Here is a 25,651-nt window from a genome sequence, read left to right on the forward strand (position 1 = left end):
CTTTCCTGTCTATTTTCTAATACTATACTTAGATCCCTACGGGATGACAAACTGGGTAAATAATAAACTGATATACAAAAGAGGTTGTCTCAAAAATACGCCTCTCTCGGACTCCTTGTCTTACAAATTTTGTCATTTAGGAGATTCTCAGAGCATTAGTTTACCTTTTGAGACAGCCTCTTTTGTTTTATAATACTTTTAATTCTAAGTCAATTGATTTTCCAAAGAATTTCTTTGATATTTTTTCGAAGTTTTTTGTCAGATCCGAAAGGTAAAAATGATAATTTGGCTTAGGGTTCTGATCATTCAGCAGATTAAACTTGTCTAAAATAATTTTCAGATGATTGGCAACAATATTCGGAGAATCGATCACACGAACACGGTTTCCGTAATACTGTTTGATTTCATCGATCAATAAAGGATAATGAGTACAGCCTAAAATCAACGTTTCAATATTTTTTAATTTGCTATTGCTTAAGTAATTATAAATAATTGCATGGGTAATCGGGTGATTTTTAAATCCTTCTTCAATCGCAGGAACCAGCAAAGGTGTTGCCAGCTCATCCACTTTGATCCATTTATTATGTTTTCTAATGCTTTTCTTGTAAAGCCCAGAATTTACCGTTGCTTTCGTAGCAATTACTCCCACGTTATTATGAATTTCATATGAAACTTTTTCCGCTACAGGGTTGATCACATCAATCACTGGAACTTTTCCCGCAACAGACTGCATCACTTCATTCAAAGCGTTGGCAGTTGCTGTATTACAGGCAATTACAATGGCTTTACAGTTTTGTTCCAACAAAAAGTTGGTGATTTTTGTAGAATATTCGATAATCGCTTCTTTAGATTTTTCACCATAAGGAAGATGTTTTGTATCCCCGAAATAGATAAGATCTTCGTTGGGAAGGAGTCTTTTTATCTCTTTGGCCACCGTTAATCCTCCAACTCCACTATCAAAAATACCGATAGGCTGCTTGGGTGAAAGATGCGAATAATCTTGTTTTTTAGTCTTCAAAATTGAGTTGAAATTTTATACAAAAATAGTGAAATTTGTGTGACAATATATCATGTTTAAAAGAGATACTGAGCTTGTCGAAGCATCTTTATTATTATTTTAAACTATAAACAGATCCGAAGCAATTCCGTCTGCCATGAACCAATGCTTTTCAGGAATTTTTAAGTGATTGCCTTCAATAATTAAAACTTTTTCTTCTAATTTTGATTTAGTTTCGTTTTGGAAATGCTCCAAAATTCTACCATTAAATTTTTGCTTTAAGTTTTCAAGATCAACACCCCAGATGGTCCTTAAACCAATCATAATCATTTCATTAAACTGATCTTCCATAGAAAGAACCTCCTCTTCTTTCGCCAAAAGATTGGAATTTAACTTCTTAATGTATTGCTGATTATTAGCCACATTCCAGCTTCTTATGTCAAAACCATTGTAAGAATGTGCCGAAGGGCCAATTCCTAAATATTCCTTGTATTTCCAATAGCCAGAATTATGCCTTGAGTAAAAACCCGGTTTTGCAAAATTGGAAACTTCGTAATGTTCAAAACCGTTATTTTTTAGAAAATCCGATAAATAGTAGAATTCTTTATTTTGTTCCTCTTCTCTTGGGCTTTTCACTTTCCCTTTAGAAATCCAGTTTTCCAAAGCTGTTTTGGACTCAATCGTCAAAGCGTAGGACGAAATATGGGGAACTTCTAGCGCAACGGTTTTGTTTAAATTTTCTTTCCAGATTTTGAGATTAGAAGTTGGTGAACCGTAGATTAAGTCAATACTTAAATTTTCGAATCCGAAGTCTTGGGACCTTTTGATAGAATCTTCCGCTTCATTTGCTGTATGTGCACGATTCATTAATTTTAAATCATCTTCAAAAAAGCTCTGAGTACCGATTGATAAACGATTGATAGATGAACCTGACAGACCTCTTAAAAAACTCTTATCCAAATCATCAGGGTTGGCTTCTAATGTAATTTCAATATCATTTTCAAAGGTGAAATGTTTTAAAACCTCATCAATCAACGTTTTGATCTCATCTGGTGTGAGTATTGACGGGGTTCCGCCGCCGAAATAAAGAGATCGTAAATTTTTGCTTTGCAGCTCATCTTTCCTCAAAAAGATTTCCGTCTTCATCGCAGCCAGCATTTCATCCTTAAAACCCAAAGATGTTGAAAAGTGAAAATTACAATAGCTGCATTTTTGCTTACAAAAAGGAATGTGAATATAAATCATTAAAAAAGCTCTGAAAAAATTCAGAGCTCAAATTTATTTAATTTAAATGAATTAATATCTATAACCTCTGTGGTTAATGAAATTATCGAAGTTATATCCTAACCCGATCATGAAGCTGTTTCCTCCATATTCCTGAATATCAGACAATCCGATATTGTAAGTAGCACCCACCATAAATTTGTTGAATCTTACTTTTACTACCGGTGCAATCTGTAATTGCTGGCTATCGAATCTATTCTGAACAGATCTGTAGCTTACCCCGAAAGAGAATGAATTAATATCGTTGAAGAACGTTCCCATTAGGTTATAATCTATTGTTCTTGTAGAGTTCGTATTCAGGTTAATTAAAGCTGAAGGAGTGAAATAGATGTTATCTCCTACATGCCAGTCATATCCTAAGTTTAAGAAGAATTTGATAGGAGAAGGTTCACGTCCATTCACGATAGCTTCGTCATTAGTAAGAGCAATGTCGTTTACAGAAACCCCAGCAAAGATATTTCTATATGTCGCTGCCACACCGAAGTTGGCATAAGCCATGAAGATATTACTCTCATTACCTTGTAATAAAGGGTCTGAAGCATCCTGAGTATTAATTTTTGAATAATCAAAATTCATATTATAGAAGCTCACACTTGTACCGAAAGAGAATTGGTCTTTTCTGTCTCCTTCACTGCTAAGAGGAATAAAATATGAAGCACCCGCCGTAATACCACCTGCAGAAATAGGCCCGTTGCTGTCTCTGAATACAGAGATACCTGCTCCTACTCTATCAAAAATGTTCGCATTGATACCAATTGATTGTACATTTGGAGATTCTGCGAACTTAGAAAATTGCTGTTGATAGTTAAGATTAAGCTGCACATAGTCTGTTTTTCCGTATTGTGCCGGGTTGAACAGAAACTCACCATCTAAAAGGTATTGTTGATAGTACGGTAAAGTTTCTTGTGCTTTGTATGCATTTGACAAAAGAGCTAAACATACGATAGCATATAGTTTTCTCATAACAAATCTTGATTTCAATTCAACAAATATAAAAAAATTCTCAATATATTTTTAGTTTTCTAAATATTTTCTCCATTTTTTTACAGCATCCTCCATATCTTTCGGCATTGGGCTTTCAAAATATAATTCCTTCTTTGTGGTAGGATGTATAAATCCTAAAGTATGGGCATGAAGTGCATGTCTGGGCAAAACTTCAAAGACATTTTTTATAAACTGCTTATACTTAGGAAGATTCACTCCTCTTAGTGGAGTATGACCTTCATATCTTTCATCATTAAACAGGGTGTGACCGATATGTTTGAAGTGCGCCCTGATCTGGTGGGTTCTTCCTGTTTCCAGCTTACACTCTACCCAGGTCATATATTTAAATCTTTCTAAAACTTTATAATGGGTAACGGCATGTTTACCCTGGCTTCCATCTTCATAAGTGTGCATCTGCATTCTGTTTTTCGGATGGCGACCGATATGGCCACGTATAGTACCTTCATCATCCTGTACATTCCCCCAAACAAAAGCCCAGTAAAGCCTTTTTGTTTTTCTTTCAAAAAACTGCTTAGCGAGAAAGCTTAAAGCATATTCATTTTTAGCAATCACTAAAAGTCCGGAAGTATCTTTGTCAATCCTGTGAACCAGTCCTACCCTGTCCAGATCAGATTTTTCATTATTCTGTTCAAAATGATAAGCTAAGGCATTCACCAACGTCCCATCCCAGTTCCCAAACCCCGGATGGACAACCATTCCTGCATCTTTATCAACAACGACTAAATCGTCATCTTCGTATATGATATTAATAGGAATATTTTGCGGGATGATAACGTTTTCCCTCGGAGGGTGTGCCAGCAATACAGAAATCTGGTCTCCGGGCTTTACGCGGTAGTTTTGTTTAACCGGAGTTCCGTTTACAATCACATTTCCTGCCCTGCAGGTCTGGGAGATTTTATTTCTCGAAGAATTCTGACGAAAAATCAATAAAAATTTATCTATCCTTAAAGGTTCCTGGCTTTTATCAACAGTGATATTGAGATGCTCATACAACCCTTTATTTTCCTCATCAATATCGAGATTATCAATATTGTTTTGGCTTAATAATTCTTCATCTAAAAAATCTTCGTTATCTTCTGTCATTGTTTTATTTTTTAAACAAAAAGCTTCAACATAATGAAAGTTGAAGCCTGTATTTTTAATAATATTTTAGTATTATTCTACAACTACCTTTTTAGCTTTTGGCTTTTCTGTTGTGGTGGCAGTTTTATTCCCTGAAGCTGTATTGCCACTGATATTTGTGGGTGCTTTGGGTTTATTTTCATTTGTTGCAGTAGGTTTTGAAGTAATTGTTTTTGGAGCATCAGAAGTTTTTACCTCTGCCGGCTTAGGATTTTCCTTTCTCGGAGCGGGTGCTGCCGGCGGCGCATCAAAATTAGGTTCCTGATGAGCAGGAATCTCATGATACTCAATTGGCGGAAGCCCTGTATCCACCTTCATTCTATAGATAGAGTTCAGCTGTTCAATTTTTGCACTCAGCTCAGCAGGTGTTTTCTTACTTGCCCAAAGATCAATCTGCATTCCCTGGTCGCGGACGTCTCCAGCCGCAGGATCCTGATAATAAATAATATCAGATTCATCCTTGCTTCCATCTTCATGCTCCACAAGGCCTACCTCAAACATGCTTCTTGCGATCACAGCTCTGGCCTCTTTTACGGTTAACCCCACTACATTAGGAATGGAGATATTTCTCATTGGCCCGGATCCGATTACAACATCTACCATCGAGAATCTCGGAAGTTTCGTTTTAGGTTTTACGGGATTTCCTTTAAATAAAATCCTTAAAACAGCATCTTTTTGGATACTTGGCTCGAAAAGCGTGTCACCTACCTTTAATCCTACCTGCTCCAATCTCTGGAAAGCAAGGCCGGAATATTTATTTATTACATCAGGAACCTCTACTCTCGCCCAGGTTCTAGGATTTACTTTCAGCTGAATAGATCTTCCATTCTTTACACGGGAACCCGGAGCCGGATACACCTGTAATACTTGGAAAGGTCTATATTTTGGGTCATACTTAAAACTATCTACCTCATACTCCAGTCCAGAGTCATCTAAGATTTTGATGGCTTCCTGCACAGATTTATTGACAATATTAGGAACGGGAATTTCCTGACCATGATTGGTGTGGTATTCTAACCAACGGAATGTAAGCCAAACCAACCCTACGAAAACACCAATGGCTACAACTAAGTTCAGTAAAACTTTCCAATTGAAAAGTGATTTAAGCATACTTAAAATTACTATAAATTAGACAGCAAATATAACTAATAATTTTAGAATGTGATTTTTATTTAACACATTTCACTTTTGATTTTAAAATTTCCGAATTTGCGCTATGCATTATATAAAATGATTAAATTTGTCCTAATTGATACTATACAGTTATGAGCAAAAAAAGTGTTGCCGTAGTAATGGGAGGCTATTCGGACGAATATGTTGTATCATTAAAAAGCGGGCAATTAATTTATGATTCCTTAGACAGAAACCTTTATGATGTATATAAAGTAGTCATCCTTAAAAATGAATGGTCTTTTTTAAGTGAGAATGATAAAAAATACTCAATCAATAAAGGTGATTTTTCTGTAAACCTGGAAAATGGCGAAACTTTGAAGTTTGACGTTTGCTTCAACATCATCCACGGAACACCGGGTGAAAACGGAATCCTACAGGCTTATTGGGATGCAATAGGACAAAAATACACAGGTTGTGACTTTTATCAAAGTGCCTTAACCTTCAATAAAAAAGACACATTAGCCGTACTTTCAAAATACGGAATCCCTTCTGCAAAAAGTGTTTATTTAAGAAAAGGGGAAAAGATCAATGTTGATGAAATTATAGAAACGCTTGGTTTGCCTATTTTTGTTAAGCCTAATCAATCCGGATCATCTCTGGGAATTTCAAAGGTTAAAGAAAAATCGGAATTAATTGCAGCCACTGATGTTGCTTTTAAAGAAGATGATGAGATTTTAATTGAAAGTTTCCTTAACGGAATGGAAGTTTCTGTTGGCGTTATAGACTATAAAGGAGAAACTATCGTTCTGGGAATCACGGAAATTATCCCTAAAAACGAATTTTTCGATTACGAAGCCAAATATGAGGGTGCTTCAGAGGAAATTACCCCTGCAAGAATAGATGAAGCTACAAGAATCCGTGTGGAAGAAATTGCAAAAAGAGCTTACAATTCTCTTGGAATGAGCGGCTTTTCAAGAAGCGAATATATTTTAATGAATGGCATTCCTTATATGCTGGAGATGAATACCAATCCTGGATTCTCTCCTGCAAGCATTTTACCTCAACAGGCAAAAATCTATGGAATTTCCATTACAAACCTTTGCGGAAACGAGGTTGAAAAAGCATTGAATAAAAAATAAATAGAAGTTAGATATTAGAGGTTGGAAGTTAGCTGTTTTAAAATCCGAAACTCGAAACCCAAAACTCAAAACTGTTTACGCATGAAAATTGCTGTTTTCCCGGGATCATTTGATCCTATTACCCTAGGACATTACGATATTATTGAAAGGGCTGCTCCGCTTTTTGACAAATTAATTATAGCCATTGGGCAGAATTCTCAGAAAAAATATATGTTTCCATTGGAGAAAAGAATGGAGTTTATTCAAAATTCTGTTGCCGAATTTCCGAATGTAGAGGTTGACTATTTTGAAGGTTTAACTGTTGATTACTGCTTTGAAAAGAATGCGCAATACATCATCAGAGGTCTTAGAAACCCTGCAGATTTTGAATTTGAAAAAGCCATTGCCCATACCAACCGGACTTTGGCTCATAAAAAGCTGGAAACCGTATTTTTATTAACCTCATCTGGAAAATCTTTCATCAGCAGCAGCATTGTGAGGGAAATTATTAACCACGGCGGAGAATATGAACTACTTGTTCCAGATTCGGTAAGAATAGAGAAGGAATAATTGATAAGCAATGAATGATAATTGATACAATGGTTAGCAATTTGCTTTGGAGGAAAAATCATTCATCAATTATCATTTATCATCAATAAAACATGCACGAACAGTTCAATTTTGCCATAGAAATCCTTGGAACGATATCCTTTTCGATGTCGGGAAGTTTTGCTGCGATGCAGAAGCGACTGGATCCGTTTGGGGTTTTGATCATTGCTTTTGTGACTTCTGTAGGTGGTGGAACTGTGAGAGATTTACTACTTGATATTCCTGTTTTCTGGATGCATGATCTTCTCACCTGTGCGTTGATTATTCTGACGAGTATTTTTACGATGGTTTTTAAATCCTTTGAAAAAAATTTCAGGGTAACATTATTTATTTTTGATAGTTTCGGGTTGGGATTATTTACGATAATAGGTGTACAGAAAGGCCTTCACGCAGGAATCCATCCATTGATCTGTATTGGACTAGGAACTATTACCGGCTGTTTTGGAGGTATTATCCGGGATATTTTGCTCAACCGAATTCCATTGATTTTCAGAAAAGAAATTTATGCTACAGCTTGTATTATAGGGGGTGCAACGTTTTTATTATTGACAAAATTCACAATGCTTTCTTATACAGTTGTTCAGGTTTTTACGATTTTATTAATTGTGGCAATCAGAACTTTAGCCATGAAATATCATTGGCAGATCCCGAAATTTTATGGATATGAGCATAATAATTCTGAAATGTGATGTTGATTTAAAATAAAAATCCTTCGACTGCTCCGCACTCAGGATGGCATCGCTAATACTAGACGGTAATATTATACAGAATAATTGGCCAGTGTTATTCTGAGCGCGAAGCAGTCGAAGAATCTAATACACTAAAAACCACTTAATATGAAAAACAAAAAAGCCCCTGAAAATTCAGGCGCTTGTATTTTATAAACTCAATTTCGAAAAACTCGAAACTCGTATCTCATTAAAAGAATTTCCCTCTGTTTCTCATATTGGGATTATGCATATGCTTTTGCATTGTTGGCATTTTCAATTGATCTTTCATCATTTTGATCTGATCAGTCATCATGCCTGCAGTGTCTAATCTCCTTGCTTCATCTAACAATTTTTGTCCTTCTTGTTTTCTGCCTTTAGAAATTGCTGCTGCTGCCAAATTCAATGTTGCCATTGCCCTGTCATGCTTCATATTTAAACCATAGTCTAACGCTTTTCTCATTAAGGGCTCTATTTTTGTGGGATGGTCCTGAGCCTGTGTCAATCCCAATAAATAATGAAAATATCCATACTGAGATTTATGAAGCTGAGTCTGATAATTGGTAATATTTTTAAGCCATTTTGCAGCTTTTCCCATATTCTGCTTTCTTAATTGCCAGAAAGCCAAAAGAATATATTCGTTTTTAAAGAAAAGCAAGATCGGTGCTGCTGCTAAAAGGAAAATTACAATTCCCCAACCCAGATTTCTCGTGAAAATCATCATATAAAGTCCTAAAAGTATAAGAACCGCTGCAACTGCAATTTTTATGTACTTATTCATTATTCAATTTTAGAAGTGCAAAGATAAAGAATTTAGAGGTTAGAAGCTAGAGGTTAGAAGTTAGATTCTTACAACTATTCACTTTTAATCTTTTCAAACGTCTGAAAGCAAAAATCGTATTGATTTTTTTCGTCTTTTTCATGGCAGACTTCATCAATTTTTTTCCAGATCCTAGCATCAATTTTGGGGAAGAAAGTATCAGCTTCAAGGTCTGCTTTTACTAGAGTAACTTCCAGTTTATCAACAAAATCTATGGTCTGCTCATAAATATTTCCTCCGCCGATAATGAAAACCTCTTCGTCGATTTTTTTGGCAAATTTTATTGCCTCTTTAATACTTCCCACAATCAAAATTCCTTCTTCAAACCAGTTTTTTTTTCTTGATACTACAATATTGGTGCGGTTTGGGAGCGGCTTTCCTATACTTTCATAGGTTTTCCTTCCCATAATTACAGGATGTCCGGAAGTAATAGATTTAAAATGCTTGAGGTCTTTTGGAAGATGCCAAAGTAGTTGATTTTCAAAACCAATTTCATACTTCTCACCCATAGCCACGACTATTGTTGTCATTAAAATATTTTTTTACAAAATTAGAACATAATTTGTATATTTGATTAACACAAAAATTTAAAAAAAATAAACTATGAAAAACAAAGGCTGTTTGAGCGCTGGAACCATTGGTATTGCGCTTCTCATCATTGTTGCATTATTATTCTTTTGGGGAAAAAGCGGCTACAATAGTTTTGTAACTAAAGAACAAAATGTAAATACAAAATGGTCAAACGTAGAAACTGTTTACCAAAAAAGAGCGAATTTGATTCCAAATTTGGAAAGAACCGTAAAATCTTATTCTAAATTTGAGCAAGAAACCTTAACAAAAGTAATCGAAGCACGTTCCAAGGCAACTTCAATTAATATAGATCCAACGAACATGACCGAACAGGATATCGCAAAATTCCAGGCGGCACAGGGTGAACTTACTGGTGCTTTAAGCAGATTGATGGCAGTAGTGGAACAATACCCCAATCTAAAGGCAGATCAGCAGTACATAAATTTTCAAAGAGAATACACTGCCATAGAAAACAGCATCAGAACGGAAACTGTTTACTACAATGAGGCAGCACAGGATTACAATACATCAATCAAAACTTTCCCGAATAATATTCTGGCGAATTTTACAAACTTTAAAGAGAAACCTTATTTCAAAGCAGATGCAGGCGCGCAAAAAGCACCTGAAGTATTCTCAGAATAATGAGCAATTTCCTTACAGATCAGCAGATAGCTTCCCTTGTGGAAGCTATTCAGTCAGCAGAAAAACATTCTACCGGTGAGATCAGAGTGCATATCGACTCGAATACAGAAACCAATAGTGCGGAAACGGCTTTTGAAGTTTTCAAAAAATTAAGCATGAAAAAAACCTCCGATAGAAACGGGGTTTTGTTTCATGTCAATTTCGAGCAAAGATACCTTACCATTATTGGTGATATCGGAATTCATGAAAAGGTGCATCAGTCATACTGGGATCATCTGCATGACTATATCACTTCTGAATTTGCAAAAGGAAATTATTACAAAGCCTTAAAAAGCGGAATTCTGGAAACAGGATTAGAATTAAAAAAACATTTTCCCATAACAGGCGAAAACCACAACGAACTTCCTAATGAAATTACGTTCTCTTAAAATAGTATTTTCATTTTTATTGCTTTGCTTTTACACATTTGTATCAGCGCAATACACCTTTCCTGAAAAGCCAGCTATCCTTTATCCTGTTTTCGACGAAGCCAATTTGCTAAGCCAGCAGGAAAAAGACAACCTCAATAAAAAACTGATTGCTTTTTCAGATTCTATCTCTACGGAAATTGAAGTTATCATTATTCCTTCCACAAAAGGGGAAGATGTGAACTTTTTAGCAACCATGTTTGGCCAAAAATGGGGAATAGGAAAAAAAGGAGTGGATAATGGCATCGTATTTTTAATTGCAACCGAAGACCACAGCATGTCTATACAGCAGGGAAGGGCAGTTGAACAATACCTCACGGCATCCGTTGCAGGACAGATTTTAGATTATATCGTCACCCCACATTTCAAGCAAGGTGAATGGTACGAGGGCATTAACCGCGGAACTTCGGCAATCATGGAAGCCGTTCAGGGAAAATTCAAACCATTGAATGATCCGAGCAGCGATGGAGATGTAAGTCTCTTTAAAGTAATCATCATTGTTTTTGTGGTTTTCATAATTATTGCTATTCTTTTCGGGAACAGAGGCGGAGGAAAAGGTGGAGGAAACTATGACGACGACGATGTGATCTTGTCCAGAAGAGGCCGCAAAAATTACCCTGGTGGATTTTTCCCTTTCCCGGGCAGTTTCGGAGGAGGTGGATTTGGTGGAGGCAGTTCCGGTGGAGGCGGAGGATTTGGTGGCTTCGGCGGAGGCGGAAGTTTTGGAGGTGGTGGTGCTTCGGGAGGTTGGTAAATTAAATTCATATAATTATACATAAGTTTCACATATGGCTATTATTATTGAAGCCTTTCAGGCTTCCGCTTAATATAATAAGCTAAAATCAACTTAACAATAAAAATTAATACTTTTATAAAAAGCGCATAGTCTATTCCTCAAAATTCATTAAATTTACTGAAAACAGGTTTATGAAGAAGACGTTGGTAGTTTTTGCGCACCCTTATTTAGAGCATTCCAACTCAAATGTAGAGCTCATCAATTTCTATGTCCGTCATCAGCATTTTACCTTAAGGGATATCTACGAAGAGTATCCGGATTTTCATATTGCCGCATTCCGGGAGAGAAAAAGAATAAAAAATTACGACCGTTTTATTTTCCAGTTTCCATTGATCTGGTTTGGAATGCCTCCTTTGTTGAGACTCTGGATTGATGAAGTTTTTGACCGCGACTGGCTAAAGAACGGAGAATATAACCCCCTGGAAGACAAAGAAATATATATTTTGGTCACTACAAGCGGAAAAGAAAAATATTTCACAAAAGAAGGAGCATACAAGTATACTGTGGAAGAACTGATAAGTGGGCTTATTGTTTCTTTAAATGTTTTCAAAGCCAATATTAAAAACATCAAAATCGTTTACGAAGCCAATAAATTATCCAAAAAAGACATCATTTTACATAAACAGGAATTTTCAGAACTTCTTAATCAATAAAGCATGGAAACCAGTTTGGCTATGAATACCCTTATTTTCTTAGGCGTTGCCATTATTATGGTTCCGCTGGCGAGGAAGTTGGGACTGAGTTCCGTCATCGGATATATTGCAGGAGGAATCATCATTGGTCCCTATGTTTTGAAGCTTACAGGCAAGAATGTGAATGATATTATGCACGCCAGCGAATTCGGGGTGATTATGCTTTTGTTTTTAGTTGGTCTTGAATTAGAACCAAGGAAATTCTGGGAAATGCGTAAGAAAATTATCGGGCTCGGGCTTACACAAATGTTGCTGACCATTTCACTGCTTTTTCTAGTTTTTGTCTGGGCCGGATGGCGGGTTGATAAAGCCATTGCGGTTGCCATGTGTTTTGCACTGTCTTCCACAGCTATTGTTTTGCAGACTTTACAGGAAAAAAATAATTTAAAAACCTTAGCCGGGGAAGCTTCTTTTTCTACACTTCTGTTTCAGGATATTGCGGTGATTCCTATATTGGCGGTTCTTCCACTTATTGCCAATTATAAAGCCCAGCATAATGATAATGATATCCAGGTTTTGATACAGACACTTCCGGAATGGATGCAGTTTATAATGGTAATTCTAGGGGTTGTTATTTTAATTTTATTAGGAAGATATGTTTTCGTTCCATTTTTAAGATATGTTTCAAAATCGGGAATGACAGAACTTTTAACGGCTTCTTCTCTATTTTTAGTTATCGGAGTTTCAGAATTAATGGGTGCTATTGGGCTTTCCCCCGCATTGGGTGCTTTTCTTGCTGGAGTGATGTTGGCCAACAGTGAGTTTCGCCACGAGCTGGAAGCGCAGATTGATCCGTTCAAAGGATTGCTTCTCGCAGTATTTTTTGTGAGTGTGGGCTCTACCATGAATTTTAATGTGATTCAGAAAGATCCGGTTTTTATTTTTAGTACCGTTTTTGCAGTTTTAATTATAAAATTTATTGTTCTTTATTTTATCGGAAAGTTTTTTAAAATTGATACTCCTCAAAGTTTTTTTTATGCTTTTGCTCTGTCACAGGTTGGGGAATTTTCTTTTGTGCTGATTAATTATGCCTCAAGCCTTTACCTACTAAGCCCGGAACTGAATTCCCAAATGATGGCTGTAACTGCAATTACAATGTGTATTACGCCTTTTCTTTTAATTATTAATGATAAACTGATTACTCCAAAATTCATTAAAGAAATTCCCGAAGGCGAGCATGACTACAGTATTATGGATAGTAATATCGCTCAAAAGAAAATCATCATTGTGGGTTTTGGGCATTTCGGGAGTACAGTCGGCCGTCTTCTAAAAGCGAATAAAGTTTCGGCTACAGTTCTGGACAGGGATCCGGATCGGGTAAAGCTATTAAGAAGCTATGGCTTTAAGGTATATTACGGAGATGCAACAAAAATCCTTACTCTAAGAGCGGCAGGAATAGAGGATGCGGAAATTTTGGTTTTGTGTTTGGATGATCCAGACGATAATAAATTCATCGCTGATCTTATTCGTGAATATTATCCGTCTGTGAAAATTTTTGTAAGAGCAAAAAACAGAATTGACGCTTATAATTACCTGAACAACGGAATTAATAATATTTACCGTGAAACCCTGGGAACTGCCGTAGATATGGCCGTAGACCTTCTTCACGAAACAGGAATGCGGAAATATGCAGCAAGACGTCTTGCACAGCGGTTTATGGCAATTGATAAAGCTTCAGTAAAAAAACTTGCCAAGATAAAAGAAGAGGATAACGAGCTCATTCTCTTTACCACAAAAGAAATCCTCCAGCGAGAGGAGGAGTTATTAGCTTATGATAATCTTAATTTTGATAATCAGGAATGGGAAGTCTCCTCATCTGAAGATGAAGATGATGAAACCGAAAATTAAACCTTACTGAATATTAACGCTTCCGCCACTATTTTCTTCCTTCAAGATGTTGGTTACATTTCCTTTTTTATAAATGCCTATACTTCCCCCGGATGAAGCTTCTGCCTTGATGGATGAAGAAGCACTGATCTCCACACTTGCTCCGCTCGAAGCTTCTGCATCTACATTATCTGCCACTACATTTTTCGCAGCAATACTGCTCCCCGAAGAAGATGTTACTTCAGCATTTTTCGCTTTTCCTGAAATATCTATACTTGCGGCAGAAGAGGCATCCACATCAAGATCAACAGCCCAGATTTTTCCACTGAAATTACTACTGCTGTCTGCCGAAATATCAAAATCATTGGCTTCCATATCTCCAGAAACCGATCCTGCACTTGAAATCTCGATGCTGGTCTTATCCTGTACAAATTTATCTTTAACAGCAATCTTTCCTGCGGAATTGGCATTCAGTTTTGTGAAATCTTTAGCATAAATCTTTGCTGAAACATTATGGGTATTCATCACCCTGATTCCTGGCTTATAATGAATATGAAGCTTTCCGCCGCTGATATTCACCAAAACCTCATCAATAATATTTTCCGGCGCAGATATTACCACTTTTTCCACATCCGATTTTACAATTTCAGCATCAATGGCCTGGGAAACTTCAATTTCGTCAAAATCGCCTGTAGATTCTTTCTGTCTCATTGGCCCATTGTCTTTTGTGACAACTTTTTCTACCCAATTGCTTTTTCCGTTATCGTGGTTTCTTCTTTCGTTTTTTTCACAAGAAGCAAGGAGAATAAATGCTGAAAAAATAAAAATAGTTTGTGATTTCATGTTTACCGTTTTTGAATTTACTTTAATGTCTTTCTTTAATAACAACTAATTTATAAAAAATATTACACCTGTTCTTAACTATAATATCATTTCAGTCATATTTAATCATTTTTAAATATAATTTTCCTATAAACTTAAACCAAAAAGAATTAAAATTCAATAACTTACACTATATTTTCCTCTTTGATTGTATAAATATTTAACTAAGAATTTCTTTTTCTGATGATGAAATTTAGTCTTATATCAATTAAGTTTTTAATATCTTTATGCTTTTAATAAATTATTTATGAAGAAGATTTCATCGGTATTATTAATTTCTGCATTAGCATTTAATCAATCTTGTACTACAATGAAAAACATTGATATCCAAAAGGAAATTTCCACACCGGATCCTTCCCTTTCATCAAACCCTTTTATGAAAAAAAGCAAGCTTCAGTATGAGGCTCCGGAGTTTGATAAAATTAAAGATGAACATTTTAAACCGGCTTTTGATTTTGGATTAAAACAACATGATGCCGAGATTTTAAAAATAGCCAATAATCCTGAAGCTCCTACTTTTGAAAATACAATTGTAGCATTGGAAAAAAGCGGTGAAGTGCTGAAAAGAGCCCAAATCGTATTTTCAAATCTTACAAGCGCGAATACAAACCCTACTTTACAGGCTTTAGATGAAGAATATGCCCCTATTTTTGCGGCTCATTCTGATAAAATGTATCTCAATGAAAATCTTTATAAAAGAATAAAATCTATTTCCGAAAACGGCTTAGATTCTGAAGGTAAGAGGCTTTTACAATACTACAAACAAAATTTTGAAATTGCCGGAGCCAATCTTTCTTCTGCCGACAAAGAAAAACTAAAGCAGATCAACCAGGAGCTGGCTTCACTTTCCACTCAATATTCCAACAAATTACTGGAAGCAAGAAAGCAGGGCGGAGTTTTCTTTACTGATGCTAAAGAACTGGACGGGCTTTCGGCTGATGAAATTGCAGCGGCCGCCAGTGATGCGAAAAACGCGGGAAAGCCCGGTCAATATCTTTTAGCCTTACAAAATACAACCCAACAGCCTCTTTTACAAAACCTTAAAAACAGGGCAACCAGAGAAAAGCTGTTCAAAGCATCCTGGATGAGAGCCGAAAAAAGTGATGGAAATGACACCAGAGAAACCATTGAAAAATTATCCAAATTAAGACTTAAAAAAGCTCAGATTTTAGGAAAGAAAAGCTTTGCGGAGTGGAAACTGCAGGATCAGATGGCGAAAAATCCAGAAGCAGCAACAAAATTAATGAATCAAATTGCAACGCCAGCCGTAGAAACAGCAAAACGTGAGGCGAAAGATATTCAGGATCTGATCAATCAGCAAAACGGAGGCTTCAAAGTAGAGCCCTGGGACTGGAATTTTTATGCCGAGCAGGTAAGAAAAGCAAAATTTGATCTTGATGAAAGTGAAATAAAACCTTATTTTGAAATTATAACCGTTTTGGAAAAAGGAGTTTTCTTTGCTGCTGAAAAATTCTATGGACTGACATTCAAAAAAAGGACGGACCTTCCTGTTTACCACCCGGATGTGGTGACATACGAGGTTTTCGATCATGACGGAAAATCTATTGCCATCTATTACCTCGATTTCTACACTCGAGATTCTAAAAACGGTGGTGCTTGGATGAGCAATTTTGTTGAACAGTCTTATCTTTTGGGAACAAAACCTGTGATTGTCAACTGCTACAATTATCAGAAACCTGCTCCGGGGAAACCATCATTAATCAGCTATGACGATGTTACAACCATTTTCCATGAGTTCGGGCATTCGATCCACGGGATGTTTGCAAGCCAGAAATATCCTTCCCTTTCAGGAACCAATGTACCAAGAGATTTTGTGGAATTCCCTTCTCAGATCAATGAGCACTGGGCTTTGGATCCCGTTGTTTTGAAAAATTACGCTTTACATTACGAAACAAAACAGCCCATTCCGCAGACTTTGGTTGATAAAATTAAGAAGGCCGCAACCTTTAATCAAGGATATATGACAACAGAATTGGTTTCTGCTGCCGAGCTGGATATGGATTGGCATACGGTTACGAATGAAAGTCAGCTGATTCCGGTTTTAGATTTCGAAAAACAATCATTAATGAAACACGGATTTACTTTGGCAACGGTTCCTCCGAGGTATCATACTCCTTATTTTGCTCATATTTGGGGTGGCGGCTACTCTGCCGGATATTACGCCTATTTGTGGTCCGAAACATTGGATAACGATGCCTGGGAATGGATCAGAAACAATGGCGGATTAACCAGAGAAAACGGTGACCGTTTCAGAAAATATATCTTATCTGTAGGAAATTCTGTTGACCTTAATCAGGCATTCAGAGATTTTACGGGACATGATCCGGATATTAAACCTTTATTGAGAAACAGAGGATTTATTAAATAATTTTTAAGAGCATTCAATTTTTGGATGCTTTTTTGTTTAACCACAAATAGCAGTAATATTTTCACGAATAGTGCTATTTTCTCCCGCAGATTTTGCAAATGACGTGGATTTAATGCTGATAATAGGTTTCGGCTAAAGCCAATTTGAATGAATTTATATTCTTAAACGGGCTAAAGCCCGTTCCTATTGATAAAAAGAATTGTGTTATGTAGAAAATATTCGTATAAATTTGTGTTTTAATCCTGTTTAAAAATAAAATTAAAAAATGAATTGTCCCTGCTGCTCCGGAAAGATCTATCAAGAATGCTGCAAACCCTATCACACCGGAGAAAAATATGCTCTGACTGCCGAAGCCTTGATGCGGTCGAGGTTTTCTGCATTTGCCATTCCGAATAGTGAATATTTATTGGAAACCACCCTTCCGAGCAAAAGGAAATATCACAGTAAAAATGCTTTACAGGAATGGGGAGAAACCAATGAATGGACAAAACTTGAAATTATTGACAAACCTTTTTTAAATAAAGTTGAGTTCAAAGCTTTTTATATTGATGATGAGGGTCACCAACAGATTCACCATGAATTATCAACATTTAAAATGATTCAAAACCGTTGGTTTTATGTGAGTGGGGAATTTCTAGAATAGTTCTTTTGTTGGAACTCGCAAAGGCGCAAAAAGCTATTGATTTATATATTTTTTTAAGGCCAAGGATTTTATTTTCGATAAAATTAAAACTTTTGATTTCTTGCTTTAATAAAAATCTAAACTTTATATCTTTGAGCAATTAAAAAAATGTCCGACAAAAGCCAGACATTTATATTATTCAAACTCTTTAGTGAGCTTCGTTTCCATCAATTCCATGAGCGTGGCCGTGAGACAGCTCTTCTTCCGTTGCCGGACGTGTGTTTAAAATTTCCACCTGGAAATCCAATACTTTTCCTGCCATCGGGTGATTAAGATCTGCTACTACAGCTTCAGGGGTAACTTCTACTACAAATGCCTGGAAATGATTTCCCTGATTGTCAGATAAAGGCAAAATAGCGCCTACAGGCGGAGTCCCTGATTCTTTGAACATATCCATCGGCAGCTGCACGATAGCATCCGGCTGTTTTTCTCCATAAGCTTCCTCAGGCTGGATAACAAAATCGGCTTTATCACCAGATTTTAAGCCAAGAATATTTTGTTCAAATTTCGGGATCATCATTCCTACACCATATAAAAATGTAAGTGGGTTTTCTGCTGTTGTTTCTTCTACAAGAACCTTACTCCCATCTTCTTCGATAGTGTGAAGAATATACTTTACAGCTACCACGTGATTGTTTTCGATTGTCATATTTTTCTTTTTTGCCGTGATAGTTTTTCACGATTAACATGACAAATATACTGTTTTTGAAATGATTGAAAGGGGAAATCACAACAACATCAGTTTTCTCCTTTTGCTTCGTCTCTTTTCTTTTGCCTTAAAACATATAAGTATAAGCTTTCTACTTTAGCCCTAGCCCAGTCTGTCTTTCTTAAAAATTTTAATGATGAGCTGATGCTCGGATTGTCTGTAAAGCATTTTATGTTAATCTGCTCTCCCAGTTTCTCGAATCCGTTGTAATATTCTACCAGCTCTTCGAGGATGGTGTCGAGCCTTTTTCCGTGTAGTGGGTCTTTAGAAGGTTGTGGCATCCGTTTTTTTGTAAAATTAAGAAAAAAGTCTCCGTTGATACCTCTCAACAGAGACTTTATTTTTATAAATCTTTAATGGCCGGCTTTACTTCTTTCCCGAATAGTTCTATCGATTTCATCATTAGATCGTGAGAAGGATCCCCCACGTCCATATGCCCGATAAATCTTGTTATTCCGAAAATTTCCTTTAAATAAGCAATTTTATCTGCAACTTGTTTAGAATTTCCTATTAATAAAGCACCGTCTTTACTTCTTCCGCCTTCATACTGCATTTTTGTATAAGGAGCCCAGCCTCTTGTAGCTCCTATTCTATCCATTTGAGATTTGTAATTCTCAAAATAACCATCAATAACCGCGGAATTGTCGCTCACGAAAGTATGAGAATGTACGGCAATCTGCATTTTTGACTCGTCGTGGCCTGCTTTTTTATATTCTTGCTTGTAAAACTCAATTAGATTTTTAAACTGAATCGGCATTCCTCCAATAATTGCCACCACCAAAGGCATCCCCAATTGTGCAGCGCTTAAAACAGATTGTGGAGTTCCTCCAACAGCCCTCCAAATCGAAATTTTCCCATCGTTTTTAGCCCTTGGATAAACCGTTTGATTGTTCATCGGGGCACGGAGTTTTCCTGACCAGGTTACATTTTCTTTCGAATTTATTTTTAATAATAGTTCTAATTTTTCATCAAAAAGCTCTTCATAATCATTCAGAGAATAGCCATACAAAGGAAAAGATTCTATAAAACTTCCTCTTCCTACGTAAATCTCTGCACGGCCATCAGAAATTAAATCCAATGTTGCAAAATCTTCATACACTTTTACTGGTTCTGATGAACTTAATACCGTAACACCGCTTGCCAGCTTTATATTTTTCGTAATACTTGCCGCCGCAGCCAACACCATTTCCGGTGATGAAACTGCATAATCCGGACGGTGATGTTCTCCCATTGCAAAGACATCGATTCCGATTTCGTCCATGAATTTTACCTGCTCAAGGATCTCACGGATCTTTACACCTGCATCTCTATATTTTCCGGTTGTTTTGTCGATACCTAAATCGCCAAACATGCCTATACCTAATTCCATATTGTTGATTTTAGCTGAACAAAAATAGTTGAATACCAAACCAAAAACATTGATGTTTGTTAAGAAGCTAAGTTGAGGTTAAGGCTGTTTATTTTTCAGCTTCAAAAATTGTTTTTCGAAAAGATGATAAGAAAGTATTGATAACAAGACAGTTCCAATGAATGATAATGTGGTGATCATTATCCAATTCATATTCGTTTTATTTCCGATTTTAACGAATAAACTTATGAAAATGGTATGAAAAAGATACAAACCATAAGTATATTTCCCTAATCTGGCTAAAATACTGGCATCAGGAATTTTAAAAACATTTTTCTTTCCAAGGGTAAATAAAATCAATCCTGAAAATAACACGCTAAAAAGGAATGAACTTACTTTAAGATCTGGAATCACATCCGTATTAGCAACAATTAAAATAAAACCAATGATAGAAATAGCATATATATTTTTATAAAAAGCCGGAATTTCGCCCAGTTTTTCAATAATATTTTTTTTAAACACAAATATATAAGCCGGGATCGCCCCAAATGCAAAATAATGGATATTCGTGAAAATATCAAGAGTATTCAGATTATATCTTTCATACACAGCCTGCATAATGAAAGAGAAAATAATACACCCGATAAGCAGTTTCGAAATATTTTTTAAAGAAATGAAATAAAAAGCCAGTCCCCAGAAAATATAAAAATGTTCTTCCACGCAAAGCGACCAAATTACCGTTAAAGGCGCAACATTCGGAAGCAGCTTTGTAAACATGGCCATATAATTTTCAAGAAATGTTAAAGTAAAAAACCAATTCGGCAGATATCCTTCGTTGGAATAAGAAATATTAAAAAAACTAAGAATATAAGGCGTACACATGGCAAAAATGACCATTGCATAATACAAAGGCCAAATTCTTAATACCCTCCTCTTAAAAAACTTTTTTAACGGAACTTTCCCTTGGTTATTTATTTTTTCAAGGATGAGTATATAAGTAATCAAAAAACCACTTAACACAAAGAAAAAAGAAACACCAATCCCCCCTTCATGAGAGAAATAGTATAGAATGCTATCTTCAGGAACGGGGGAATGGCGCAAAAAAACCAATAAAAAAGACAGGAACCTCAACGAATCAAACGTGTGAAAGTGTACCCTGTCTATTTTTGTAAAATTCATTATATATTAAAGATTATTTCTTCAAATATAAGTCAAAATAATCTGTTATTTTCTGCATCAGATGTACTCTGTCTTTTCCGATGACATTATGCGGATGCCCGGGATAAACAAAATAATCCAGCTGTACACCATTATCCACTGCAGACTTAATAAATTTCACCGAATGCTGCCAAACCACCACATCGTCCTGTGCCCCGTGAATCATCAGTAACTTCCCTTTCAGGTTCTGAACTTTATCCAGAAGATTTGCAGCGGCATAGCCTTTAGGATTTTCCTGAGGAGTATCCATATATCTTTCGCCGTACATGACTTCATACATACTCCAATCGATTACAGGACCTCCTGCAACTCCTACTTTGAAAATATCCGGCTTACGAAGCATAAAGCTTGTTGTCATAAATCCGCCGAAGCTCCAGCCGTGAATTCCCATTCTTTCAGCATCTACGTAAGGAAGAGATTTCAGGTACTCTACCCCTTTCATCTGGTCGTTCATTTCAATAGTCCCCAGATTTCTGAAAACTGCCTGCTCAAACTTCAAGCCGCGATTAGCAGAGCCTCTTCCATCCATTGTGAAAATAATGTATCCGTTCTGAGCCATATATTCATACCAAAGATTCCCGGAAGCCGGAAAAGTATTGGTGATCAGCTGCAAGTGCGGACCATTATACAGATAAACTATTGTAGGATATTTTTTATTCGGATCAAAATTGGTCGGAAGAATGATTTTCCCGTATAAAGGAGTTCCGTCGTCTGCTTTTAACTCTACATTTTTAATTTCAGGGCGCTGATAATTTTTTAATGTATTTTCAGCAGTTAAAATAGTATTTGATTTTAGGGTATTTGTATTAATAATGTTCGCCACTCTTGGGATGGAGGCACTAGTATACATATCATACAGATAATTTCCGTCGCTGCTTAAAACCCCATTGTGAACACCTTCTGCATTATCCAGGCGCTGCATTTTAAAGCTTGTCCAATTAATTTTATATAAATGTTTCTCCAAAGGAGTTTCTTTTGTAGACGTGAAGTAAATTTCTTTTTTCTTTTCATTAAAACCCAGAATGTCAGTTACCAGCCAGTCCCCTTTTGTGATTTGTGCTACCAGGCCTTTTTCTAAACTATAATGGAACAAGTGATTGTAGCCCGTTCTCTGGCTCTGCCAGATAAAGTCTGTATTGGAATTCGGGAAGAATGTCAGCGGATGCTGCGGTTCCACGTATTTATCACTTGTTTCTTCGAACAACGTTTTCACCAAATCTCCGGTTACCGCATCATACTGGTTCATTTTCATGTGGTTTTGCCCCCTGTTCAAAACACCCACGAAAATGTATTTTGAATCCGGGCTCCACGTCACAGCCGTTAGATATTGATCTTTTTCCCCATCAATTTTTAAGAAAGTGGTAGTTTGTTCTTTGATATTGAAAATGCCCAATGTTACCTGATGCGAAGTTTGCCCAGCCATAGGATATTTTATATTGTGATTTTCTGCCGGTGTTACCGACCAGTCGATGATCGGGTAATCTGCCACCATAGTTTGGTCCATTCTATAAAACGCCACATTTTCTGAATTTGGAGATGGGAAAATTCCCGTATCAATTCCAAATTCATTTCTGTGTACATTGGAAGCTCCATTCAGGATATTTTCGTCAGAATCATTCGTTACGGTGATTATTTTTCCGTTTTTGCTGACGAACAAATTATTTTTCACTGTAAAAGCAAAAATTTGATTATTTGCAAAAACTTTCAGATTAGATGCTTCTTTATCTATTGTAACGGAATTTTTCATCTTCCAGTCACTTCCCGATTTTTCAACCCATACCATTTTGTCATTTGCGTTGAAATATCCGTGGGAATTGCTTGTGAATTTTATCTGTGGTACAGCTTTCAATGCGTTATCCGTCAGGTTTTTATTCAGCTGGGTAAGTGACACCAGCGTATCCTGCTTATTGGTTTTCAGATCAGTGATCAAATAACCGCCTTTTACGGCTTGGATGTATGATTTCCCATCATTAGACCATGAAAATTGTGAGATGCTTTTAATCGCAAGATTAGTTCTCAGGCCGTTAACCGCTTCCGCCATCGTGAATTTTTGAGTCTGGGCAAATGCCGAACCGCCCAAAACCATCATCAATAAAGAAAATCTATATAATTTCATTGTATAAAATTGAATCCATCAAAAATAAGAAATAAAAATCATTCGTTAAGAAATGTTAAAATAAAAGACTGATAAATTAAGAGTGTGGTATTGATGGGAAATATTTCTTAACTTAATATGGGTTTTTTATTGATGGTTGTTAGTTAATGGCTGATGGTTTTTACTATTGATTTTATGATTAATTGTCATTCTGAATATAGACTGAAGGTCTACGAACGCAGCTCAGAAGCGGAGTGAAGAATCTATTTTAACGCAATTTTCGCTAAGATTTTATTTTAAAATTATACTGAATATTCTTAGTTCGCAAGGGCGTTCCACTTAGCAAATGAGCAGTACGTTTGTCATCCTGAAGGATCTAAGCAAAGTTTAAAACAATATGTAAAGATTCTAATTAGATTCCTATGGAAAGGCAAAAGTATGGAAATATAACTATTGAGATTGCTTCGTCACTCCCTAGCCCCGATTGCAGTGGAAATCCTTTTAAAAAAAGATTGTAACGAAAAGCGGGATTAAGCTTCAAATAAAAAGAAAATAAACAAAAACTAATTTCTTATCCTACGTCAATGATTTGTACCCTCCGACTGACTTAAATTCGCATTATAATTTAACAACAAAAATACTATTACAATGGCTACAAAATGGAACCTAGACCCAGCACATAGTGAAATTACTTTCAAAGTAAAACACATGATGATTTCTAATATTAAAGGAAACTTCACCAACTTCAATGCAGAAATTGAAGCTGATGATGACAGCTTTGCTAATGCTAAAACTACAGCAACAATTCAGACAGATTCTATCTCTACACACAATACAGACAGAGATAACCACTTAAAATCTGCCGAATTCTTTAATTCTGAAGCAAATCCTACAATCACTTTTGAATCTCAGGCCCTGAATGGTGAAGTAACAGGAAATCTTACCATCAACGGGATTACAAAACCTGTAAAACTGGATGTAGATTTTAACGGTATTAATGTAGACCCTTGGGGAAATACAAAAGCGGGTTTCTCTTTTGAAGGAAAAATCAACAGAAAAGATTTCGGGCTTAACTGGAATGCCGCTCTTGAAGCAGGTGGCGTAATGGTAAGCGAAGAAGTAAAGCTTGCCGGTGAACTACAGTTTGTAAAACAAGCTTAAGAAGAGCCTAAGGAAAAAGTAAAAGAGCAAGGGAAAAAGATATAATGTCTTTGTTCTTTGCTTTTTTATCTATTCATCTAATATCTATTTTATCATCTAAAATATGAACCTCAACGATCTGCAAAATATCAGTGAAAATTTTGGGAATACCCGAAGAATGCCTGTTCTTTTTCTTGGGCATGGTTCGCCAATGAATGCCATTGAAGAAAATCAGTTTGTACAGGGCTTCCGAAAGGCTGCCAATGAAATTCCCAAACCGAATGCCATTTTGTGTATCTCAGCTCACTGGTTTACGAATGGGACGAAGGTAACCTCCATGAATACGCCGAGAACGATTCATGATTTCGGAGGTTTTCCGCAGGCGTTGTTTGATGTACAGTATCCGGCTCCGGGAAATCCGGAATTGGCGAGAGAAACAGCAGAATTATTGGCTCCGGTTCTAGTGGAAGAAGATCATAATTGGGGATTAGATCATGGTGCATGGTCTGTAATTAAACACATGTACCCAAATGCAGATATTCCCGTCATTCAAATGAGCATTGATTACACAAAACCTTCTCAATATCATTTTGATTTAGTTAAAAGATTAAACAAACTTAGAGAAAAAGGCATTTTAATTATCGGAAGCGGAAATATTGTTCATAATTTAAGATTGATCGACTGGCGAAATATCAACACCGTGGGAGCCGGCTGGGACTGGGCGATTGAAGCCCGGGAAAAAACGAACAACTGGCTTTTGGACGGAAATTTCCAGCCTATTATTGATTATCAGAAGCAGGGAACTTTTCTACAGTATGCAGTTCCTACACCTGATCATTATTTACCATTGATCTATATATTGGGCTTAAAAGATAAATCTGAGAACCTTAGCTTGTTCAATGATGAATTACTTGCCGGTTCATTAAGCATGACGAGCGTAAAAATCGGATAAAAAAGAATCGGAAGAAAAATTCCCCCGATTCATATAAGTAAAATGTTACTGTTAAAATCTGTGAATAGAAGTCACGTGCGGTCTTCCTTCAATTGGTGCATAAATTTCTACAATTGCTTCCCAAACCATTTGTGAAGGCGGCATAGAAGCGATGCATCTGAAACGGTAGTTGGTTTCGTTTACCAATTGTGTAGATACTTCCTGTGAGGAGTGTATTTTACTCCTACAAACCCTTCCATTGCTTCGTTGAATATTTTTTGATCTTCCGAGGTAAGAACGTGATACTTTTTCCAGCCTCCTACTACTAATTCTTGCGTTGACATGATTAATGTTTTGATTAGCTTTCTTATTCTTCTGGCCTTTCGGATTTCGCCCCGTTTTTAATGGTTTCTGGTCTCCATGATTTTTTAGTTTTTGATTATGATCACATGACAAAGCTACTGCAGGTAAGGGAAATCCGGCAGCAT

General features: G+C 36.4%; 26 protein-coding genes. 12 read left to right on the plus strand and 14 right to left on the minus strand.

What is annotated here, in order from left to right; all coding sequences use genetic code 11:
- Positions 1 to 187 precede the first annotated feature (187 nt).
- The 5 genes from murI to BW926_RS07835 form a co-directional block, all read right to left on the minus strand.
- Complete coding sequence (murI, locus tag BW926_RS07815; RefSeq protein WP_076445904.1) at positions 188 to 1,018, minus strand: glutamate racemase; 831 nt, start codon at positions 1,016 to 1,018, stop codon at positions 188 to 190.
- Positions 1,019 to 1,117: 99 nt separating this feature from the next.
- Complete coding sequence (gene hemW / locus BW926_RS07820) at positions 1,118 to 2,242, minus strand: radical SAM family heme chaperone HemW (RefSeq protein WP_076445905.1); 1,125 nt, start codon at positions 2,240 to 2,242, stop codon at positions 1,118 to 1,120.
- 51 nt (positions 2,243 to 2,293) lie between these two features.
- The gene (locus BW926_RS07825; RefSeq protein ID WP_076445907.1) at positions 2,294 to 3,244 is read right to left on the minus strand and encodes a PorP/SprF family type IX secretion system membrane protein; all 951 of its coding nucleotides are present in this window, start codon (positions 3,242 to 3,244) and stop codon (positions 2,294 to 2,296) included.
- A gap of 51 nt (positions 3,245 to 3,295) precedes the next feature.
- On the minus strand, positions 3,296 to 4,369 hold the full coding sequence (locus tag BW926_RS07830) for an RluA family pseudouridine synthase (protein WP_076445909.1): 1,074 nt from the start codon (positions 4,367 to 4,369) through the stop codon (positions 3,296 to 3,298).
- A 72-nt stretch (positions 4,370 to 4,441) separates the two neighbouring features.
- Complete coding sequence (locus tag BW926_RS07835; RefSeq protein ID WP_076445912.1) at positions 4,442 to 5,518, minus strand: PASTA domain-containing protein; 1,077 nt, start codon at positions 5,516 to 5,518, stop codon at positions 4,442 to 4,444.
- A gap of 155 nt (positions 5,519 to 5,673) precedes the next feature.
- Here BW926_RS07835 and BW926_RS07840 point away from each other — a divergent pair, with 155 nt between their 5' ends.
- The 3 genes from BW926_RS07840 to BW926_RS07850 all read left to right on the plus strand — a co-directional run bounded on the left by BW926_RS07840 (position 5,674) and on the right by BW926_RS07850 (position 7,937).
- A complete protein-coding gene (locus BW926_RS07840; protein WP_076445914.1) occupies positions 5,674 to 6,660 on the plus strand; it encodes a D-alanine--D-alanine ligase in 987 nt (328 codons plus the stop codon).
- Positions 6,661 to 6,741: 81 nt separating this feature from the next.
- On the plus strand, positions 6,742 to 7,209 hold the full coding sequence (gene coaD / locus BW926_RS07845) for a pantetheine-phosphate adenylyltransferase (protein ID WP_076445917.1): 468 nt from the start codon (positions 6,742 to 6,744) through the stop codon (positions 7,207 to 7,209).
- Between the two features lie 92 nt (positions 7,210 to 7,301).
- Positions 7,302 to 7,937 carry a trimeric intracellular cation channel family protein gene (locus BW926_RS07850; protein WP_076445919.1) on the plus strand — a complete coding sequence of 212 codons (636 nt, stop codon included), beginning with the start codon at positions 7,302 to 7,304 and terminating at the stop codon, positions 7,935 to 7,937.
- Between the two features lie 229 nt (positions 7,938 to 8,166).
- On the opposite strand, the gene BW926_RS07855 is transcribed toward BW926_RS07850, so the two are convergent.
- Both BW926_RS07855 and BW926_RS07860 read right to left on the minus strand, forming a co-directional pair.
- Positions 8,167 to 8,736, minus strand: coding sequence for a hypothetical protein (locus BW926_RS07855; RefSeq protein WP_076445921.1), 570 nt, complete (start codon positions 8,734 to 8,736; stop codon positions 8,167 to 8,169).
- A gap of 74 nt (positions 8,737 to 8,810) precedes the next feature.
- A complete protein-coding gene (locus tag BW926_RS07860; protein WP_076445924.1) occupies positions 8,811 to 9,305 on the minus strand; it encodes a dihydrofolate reductase in 495 nt (164 codons plus the stop codon).
- A gap of 73 nt (positions 9,306 to 9,378) precedes the next feature.
- On the opposite strand from BW926_RS07860, the gene BW926_RS07865 reads away from it, so the two are divergent.
- From BW926_RS07865 to BW926_RS07885, 5 genes are all read left to right on the plus strand, one after another.
- Positions 9,379 to 9,987, plus strand: coding sequence for a LemA family protein (locus tag BW926_RS07865; protein ID WP_076445926.1), 609 nt, complete (start codon positions 9,379 to 9,381; stop codon positions 9,985 to 9,987).
- Positions 9,987 to 10,415, plus strand: coding sequence for a TPM domain-containing protein (locus BW926_RS07870; RefSeq protein WP_179077989.1), 429 nt, complete (start codon positions 9,987 to 9,989; stop codon positions 10,413 to 10,415). Before BW926_RS07865 ends, BW926_RS07870 begins: the two co-directional genes overlap by 1 nt.
- Positions 10,396 to 11,208, plus strand: coding sequence for a TPM domain-containing protein (locus BW926_RS07875; RefSeq protein ID WP_076445930.1), 813 nt, complete (start codon positions 10,396 to 10,398; stop codon positions 11,206 to 11,208). Before BW926_RS07870 ends, BW926_RS07875 begins: the two co-directional genes overlap by 20 nt.
- A 173-nt stretch (positions 11,209 to 11,381) precedes the next feature.
- On the plus strand, positions 11,382 to 11,903 hold the full coding sequence (locus tag BW926_RS07880; protein ID WP_076445932.1) for an NAD(P)H-dependent oxidoreductase: 522 nt from the start codon (positions 11,382 to 11,384) through the stop codon (positions 11,901 to 11,903).
- Positions 11,904 to 11,906: 3 nt separating this feature from the next.
- Complete coding sequence (locus BW926_RS07885) at positions 11,907 to 13,790, plus strand: monovalent cation:proton antiporter-2 (CPA2) family protein (RefSeq protein WP_076445934.1); 1,884 nt, start codon at positions 11,907 to 11,909, stop codon at positions 13,788 to 13,790.
- A gap of 3 nt (positions 13,791 to 13,793) precedes the next feature.
- On the opposite strand, the gene BW926_RS07890 is transcribed toward BW926_RS07885, so the two are convergent.
- Positions 13,794 to 14,612, minus strand: coding sequence for a head GIN domain-containing protein (locus BW926_RS07890; protein WP_076445981.1), 819 nt, complete (start codon positions 14,610 to 14,612; stop codon positions 13,794 to 13,796).
- Between the two features lie 286 nt (positions 14,613 to 14,898).
- On the opposite strand from BW926_RS07890, the gene BW926_RS07895 reads away from it, so the two are divergent.
- Positions 14,899 to 17,040, plus strand: a complete 2,142-nt coding sequence (locus BW926_RS07895; protein WP_076445936.1) for a M3 family metallopeptidase — start codon at positions 14,899 to 14,901, stop codon at positions 17,038 to 17,040.
- Between the two features lie 265 nt (positions 17,041 to 17,305).
- On the plus strand, positions 17,306 to 17,683 hold the full coding sequence (locus BW926_RS07900; protein WP_076445939.1) for a YchJ family protein: 378 nt from the start codon (positions 17,306 to 17,308) through the stop codon (positions 17,681 to 17,683).
- A gap of 187 nt (positions 17,684 to 17,870) precedes the next feature.
- Here the strand turns inward: BW926_RS07900 and BW926_RS07905 are convergent, their stop codons facing one another.
- From BW926_RS07905 to BW926_RS07925, 5 genes are all read right to left on the minus strand, one after another.
- Positions 17,871 to 18,371, minus strand: coding sequence for an FKBP-type peptidyl-prolyl cis-trans isomerase (locus tag BW926_RS07905; protein ID WP_076445941.1), 501 nt, complete (start codon positions 18,369 to 18,371; stop codon positions 17,871 to 17,873).
- A gap of 89 nt (positions 18,372 to 18,460) precedes the next feature.
- Complete coding sequence (locus BW926_RS07910) at positions 18,461 to 18,712, minus strand: VF530 family protein (protein WP_076445982.1); 252 nt, start codon at positions 18,710 to 18,712, stop codon at positions 18,461 to 18,463.
- Positions 18,713 to 18,774: 62 nt separating this feature from the next.
- Entirely contained in the window at positions 18,775 to 19,800 is a 1,026-nt protein-coding gene (locus BW926_RS07915) for an LLM class flavin-dependent oxidoreductase (RefSeq protein WP_076445944.1), read from the minus strand.
- A 78-nt stretch (positions 19,801 to 19,878) separates the two neighbouring features.
- Positions 19,879 to 20,958 carry an acyltransferase family protein gene (locus tag BW926_RS07920; protein WP_076445946.1) on the minus strand — a complete coding sequence of 360 codons (1,080 nt, stop codon included), beginning with the start codon at positions 20,956 to 20,958 and terminating at the stop codon, positions 19,879 to 19,881.
- Between the two features lie 13 nt (positions 20,959 to 20,971).
- Positions 20,972 to 23,113 carry a S9 family peptidase gene (locus tag BW926_RS07925; protein WP_076445948.1) on the minus strand — a complete coding sequence of 714 codons (2,142 nt, stop codon included), beginning with the start codon at positions 23,111 to 23,113 and terminating at the stop codon, positions 20,972 to 20,974.
- A gap of 627 nt (positions 23,114 to 23,740) precedes the next feature.
- Between BW926_RS07925 and BW926_RS07930 the strand changes: the two genes are divergently transcribed.
- Positions 23,741 to 24,253, plus strand: coding sequence for a YceI family protein (locus tag BW926_RS07930; protein WP_076445950.1), 513 nt, complete (start codon positions 23,741 to 23,743; stop codon positions 24,251 to 24,253).
- Between the two features lie 103 nt (positions 24,254 to 24,356).
- Entirely contained in the window at positions 24,357 to 25,184 is an 828-nt protein-coding gene (gene ygiD / locus BW926_RS07935) for a 4,5-DOPA-extradiol-dioxygenase (RefSeq protein ID WP_076445952.1), read from the plus strand.
- A 51-nt stretch (positions 25,185 to 25,235) separates the two neighbouring features.
- Here the strand turns inward: ygiD and BW926_RS07940 are convergent, their stop codons facing one another.
- Positions 25,236 to 25,619 (minus strand): hypothetical protein, encoded by a 384-nt coding sequence (locus BW926_RS07940; RefSeq protein ID WP_228403421.1) that lies wholly within the window; start codon positions 25,617 to 25,619, stop codon positions 25,236 to 25,238.
- Between the last annotated feature and the right edge of the window lie 32 nt (positions 25,620 to 25,651).

The organism is Chryseobacterium sp. RU37D (genome assembly GCF_900156075.1).
Taxonomy (GTDB): domain Bacteria; phylum Bacteroidota; class Bacteroidia; order Flavobacteriales; family Weeksellaceae; genus Chryseobacterium.

Excerpts from the sequence above, each read along its gene's own strand:
- hemW (WP_076445905.1), bottom strand. The coding sequence starts at position 2,242 with ATGATTTATATTCACATTCCTTTTTGTAAGCAAAAATGCAGCTATTGT.
- BW926_RS07825 (WP_076445907.1), bottom strand. The coding sequence starts at position 3,244 with ATGAGAAAACTATATGCTATCGTATGTTTAGCTCTTTTGTCAAATGCA.
- BW926_RS07830 (WP_076445909.1), bottom strand. The coding sequence starts at position 4,369 with ATGACAGAAGATAACGAAGATTTTTTAGATGAAGAATTATTAAGCCAA.
- BW926_RS07835 (WP_076445912.1), bottom strand. The coding sequence starts at position 5,518 with ATGCTTAAATCACTTTTCAATTGGAAAGTTTTACTGAACTTAGTTGTA.
- BW926_RS07840 (WP_076445914.1), top strand. The coding sequence starts at position 5,674 with ATGAGCAAAAAAAGTGTTGCCGTAGTAATGGGAGGCTATTCGGACGAA.
- coaD (WP_076445917.1), top strand. The coding sequence starts at position 6,742 with ATGAAAATTGCTGTTTTCCCGGGATCATTTGATCCTATTACCCTAGGA.
- BW926_RS07850 (WP_076445919.1), top strand. The coding sequence starts at position 7,302 with ATGCACGAACAGTTCAATTTTGCCATAGAAATCCTTGGAACGATATCC.
- BW926_RS07855 (WP_076445921.1), bottom strand. The coding sequence starts at position 8,736 with ATGAATAAGTACATAAAAATTGCAGTTGCAGCGGTTCTTATACTTTTA.
- BW926_RS07860 (WP_076445924.1), bottom strand. The coding sequence starts at position 9,305 with ATGACAACAATAGTCGTGGCTATGGGTGAGAAGTATGAAATTGGTTTT.
- BW926_RS07865 (WP_076445926.1), top strand. The coding sequence starts at position 9,379 with ATGAAAAACAAAGGCTGTTTGAGCGCTGGAACCATTGGTATTGCGCTT.
- BW926_RS07870 (WP_179077989.1), top strand. The coding sequence starts at position 9,987 with ATGAGCAATTTCCTTACAGATCAGCAGATAGCTTCCCTTGTGGAAGCT.
- BW926_RS07875 (WP_076445930.1), top strand. The coding sequence starts at position 10,396 with ATGAAATTACGTTCTCTTAAAATAGTATTTTCATTTTTATTGCTTTGC.
- BW926_RS07880 (WP_076445932.1), top strand. The coding sequence starts at position 11,382 with ATGAAGAAGACGTTGGTAGTTTTTGCGCACCCTTATTTAGAGCATTCC.
- BW926_RS07885 (WP_076445934.1), top strand. The coding sequence starts at position 11,907 with ATGGAAACCAGTTTGGCTATGAATACCCTTATTTTCTTAGGCGTTGCC.
- BW926_RS07890 (WP_076445981.1), bottom strand. The coding sequence starts at position 14,612 with ATGAAATCACAAACTATTTTTATTTTTTCAGCATTTATTCTCCTTGCT.
- BW926_RS07895 (WP_076445936.1), top strand. The coding sequence starts at position 14,899 with ATGAAGAAGATTTCATCGGTATTATTAATTTCTGCATTAGCATTTAAT.
- BW926_RS07900 (WP_076445939.1), top strand. The coding sequence starts at position 17,306 with ATGAATTGTCCCTGCTGCTCCGGAAAGATCTATCAAGAATGCTGCAAA.
- BW926_RS07905 (WP_076445941.1), bottom strand. The coding sequence starts at position 18,371 with ATGACAATCGAAAACAATCACGTGGTAGCTGTAAAGTATATTCTTCAC.
- BW926_RS07910 (WP_076445982.1), bottom strand. The coding sequence starts at position 18,712 with ATGCCACAACCTTCTAAAGACCCACTACACGGAAAAAGGCTCGACACC.
- BW926_RS07915 (WP_076445944.1), bottom strand. The coding sequence starts at position 19,800 with ATGGAATTAGGTATAGGCATGTTTGGCGATTTAGGTATCGACAAAACA.
- BW926_RS07920 (WP_076445946.1), bottom strand. The coding sequence starts at position 20,958 with ATGAATTTTACAAAAATAGACAGGGTACACTTTCACACGTTTGATTCG.
- BW926_RS07925 (WP_076445948.1), bottom strand. The coding sequence starts at position 23,113 with ATGAAATTATATAGATTTTCTTTATTGATGATGGTTTTGGGCGGTTCG.
- BW926_RS07930 (WP_076445950.1), top strand. The coding sequence starts at position 23,741 with ATGGCTACAAAATGGAACCTAGACCCAGCACATAGTGAAATTACTTTC.
- ygiD (WP_076445952.1), top strand. The coding sequence starts at position 24,357 with ATGAACCTCAACGATCTGCAAAATATCAGTGAAAATTTTGGGAATACC.